Below are 2,607 nucleotides of genomic sequence, written 5' to 3'. Positions count from 1 at the left end.
TGAGTAATCGTCCTTCTCGGTACCTGGTGTAGCGCGAATCGATACCGCCCGGCGCCCCCGCCGATATTCCCGCTCGATACCGCCGATATTCCGCATCGATACCGCCCGCGGGGGCTGCGGCGCCGGCCCCGGGCGACCGCGCTACGCTCGCGGCGCCATGTCGCAACGCGAGACAAGGAGGTATCGAGCATGGCGAGAAGGATACCCGTGAGGGGCATATTGAGGCTCAGGGCCTCGGGGCTGTCGGGGAATGCGATCGCAAGGACGCAGTCGGTCTCCAAGACGAGCGTGATGGACACGTTCCACGCCGCCGACGAGAAGGGGGTCTCCTGGGATGACGTCGAGCCGATGTCGGACTCCGAGGCCTACGCGCTGCTGTTCCCGGAGAGGGTGCACGACGGGCCGGTCTACGCGGACCCCGACTGGGAGCATGTCCACCGCGAGCTCGCCCGCGTGGGCGTCACGTTGAAGCGGCTGCACGCCGAGTACCGCGACGAGCAGAGGTCGAAGGGCGGGCCCTTCATGTCCTACGACCGGTTCTGCAAGCGCTACCGGGAGTTCACCGTCAGCAAGCAGGTCGTGAGCCGCGTCGGGCACAAGGCGGGAAGGATCATGGAGGTCGACTGGGCGGGGCCGACGATGCCGCTCATCGACCCCGCCACGGGCGAGGTGTCGAGGGTCTACCTGTTCGTCGCCTGCCTGCCCTTCAGCCGCCTGTCCTACGTCGAGCCGACGCTGGACATGAGGCAGGATACATGGCTGCGGTGCCACGTGCACGCCTTCGCCTACATGGGGGGCTCGACTCCATGCATCGTGCCCGACAACCTGAAGACCGGGGTGAAGGGCCATCCCCGCGAGGGCGAGGTCGAGCTCAACGGCGCCTACCGGGAGATGGCCGCCCACTACGGGTCGGCGGTGATGCCCGCGCGCGTGAGGACCCCTCGGGACAAGCCGAGCGTGGAGAACGAGGTGTGGCAGGCGGCGACCGAGATCGTCGCCGCCCTCCGCGACACCGTGTTCACCGACTTCAACGAGCTGAGACGGGCCGTCGCGGCCAGGCTGGAGGAGCACAACTCGAGGCCCTTCTCCAAGCGCGAGGGCACGCGCCGGGAGGTCTTCGAGGAGCAGGAGGGGCCGCTGCTGAGGCCGCTGCCGGCGGTGCCCTACGAGGTCTGCGAGTGGGTCTACGGTCGCAAGGTGCAGAAGAACTGCCACGTCGCGTACAAACACAACTACTATTCCGTGAGCCACCTCGCGGTCGGCAGGACGGTGGACCTCAGGGTCACCGACACCACCGTGGAGGTCTTCCTCGCCGGCGAGCGGCTGGCGACGCACCCGCTCTTCCCGGCGTCCGCGAGGAACCGCTACTCGACGCACGCCGGCGACCTGCCCGAGGGCAGGCCGTACTCCGACTGGGACGCCGGGCGCATCCGGCGCTGGGCCGACCGCGTCGGGCCGTCCTGCCGGGAGGTCGTCGACCGGATCTTCCGGCGCGTCGATTACGACGAGCAGGGGTTCAACGCGGCGCTCGCGGTGCTCAGGCTGGAGCACCGCTACACGAGGGCCAGGCTCGAGCGGGCATGCGAGATGGCGCTCGCCGCCGGGCGCCCCTCGCCAAGGTACAGGAACCTGAAGCCCATCCTCGAGACCAACCAGGACCTGGTCGAGGGCGCCCGGGCGGGGGACGACGGCGGGCCGGGCGACGACGAGGCCGGCTACGTGCGCGGCGCCGACTTCTACGGGGAGGGGATGTAGGGTGGACCTCTCCGTGGAGACCAAGCGCAAGCTGCGCGACATGGGCGCCGCCGACCTGCTGGGCGCGCTCGAGGCGCAGGACGAGGGCATGTGCATGGGCATGACCTGCGCCGAGCGGGTCCAGATGGCCGTCGACGAGGCCCACTCGGCGTTCGTCACCTCCAAGGTCAAAAACCTCACCAGGCGCGCCAACCTGAGGTACCCGGAGGCCGACGTCCGCTCCATAGACTTCTCCGAGGAGCGCTGCCTCGACCGGCTCCTGATCACCGAGCTCGCCACCTGCGGCTTCGCCGAGCGCGGGCAGAGCGTCGTGCTGCAGGGCCCGACCGGCACGGGCAAGACCTACCTGGCCTGCGCGATCGCCAAGGCCGCCTGCCAGCGGCGGATGCGCGCGTGCTACATCAGGTGCCCGGACCTGGAGGAGCTCTGGCGCGAGGCGCGCGACCGTCCCGGCGGCGAGCGCAAGCTCACCCGCAAGTACGCTTCTTTCCAGGTCCTCGTGCTGGACGAATGGCTGCTCGACCGCCCCGACGAGCTCTTCCGGGGCTTCCTGCTCGAGCTCATGGAGGCCCGCTACGGTGCGTGCTCGACCGTCTTCTGCACGCAGTTCCGGCAGAAGGACTGGCACGCCCGGCTCGGCGGGGGCGTCCACGCGGACGCCATCATGGACCGCATCGTCCACGGAGCGGCCTGGGTCGGCATGGGCGAGATGAACATGCGCAGGAAGCTGGGGGCCGGATCCGAGTAGAAAGCGGGTCTCCGGTACCCATTCGAGACGCCGGCGGTATCGGTTCGCGATACCGCCGGTATCATGCCGAAATAATGGGTGGTATCAAAAGAGGCAAATACTCA

Annotated in this window: 2 protein-coding genes; both read left to right on the top strand. The window is 68.9% G+C overall.

Annotated features, from left to right (window positions below; all coding sequences use genetic code 11):
• Nucleotides 1-189 precede the first annotated feature (189 nt).
• Nucleotides 190-1,755, top strand: coding sequence for an IS21 family transposase (gene istA / locus I6E04_RS09740; RefSeq protein WP_235423003.1), 1,566 nt, complete (start codon nucleotides 190-192; stop codon nucleotides 1,753-1,755).
• Between the two features lies 1 nt (nucleotide 1,756).
• Nucleotides 1,757-2,503 carry an ATP-binding protein gene (locus tag I6E04_RS09735; protein WP_235423002.1) on the top strand — a complete coding sequence of 249 codons (747 nt, stop codon included), beginning with the start codon at nucleotides 1,757-1,759 and terminating at the stop codon, nucleotides 2,501-2,503.
• Nucleotides 2,504-2,607 lie beyond the last annotated feature (104 nt).

Source organism: Collinsella tanakaei (genome assembly GCF_021531055.1).
In the GTDB taxonomy this organism is placed as follows: domain Bacteria; phylum Actinomycetota; class Coriobacteriia; order Coriobacteriales; family Coriobacteriaceae; genus Collinsella; species Collinsella tanakaei_B.
This window is presented reverse-complemented; position numbering and strand designations above follow the sequence as displayed.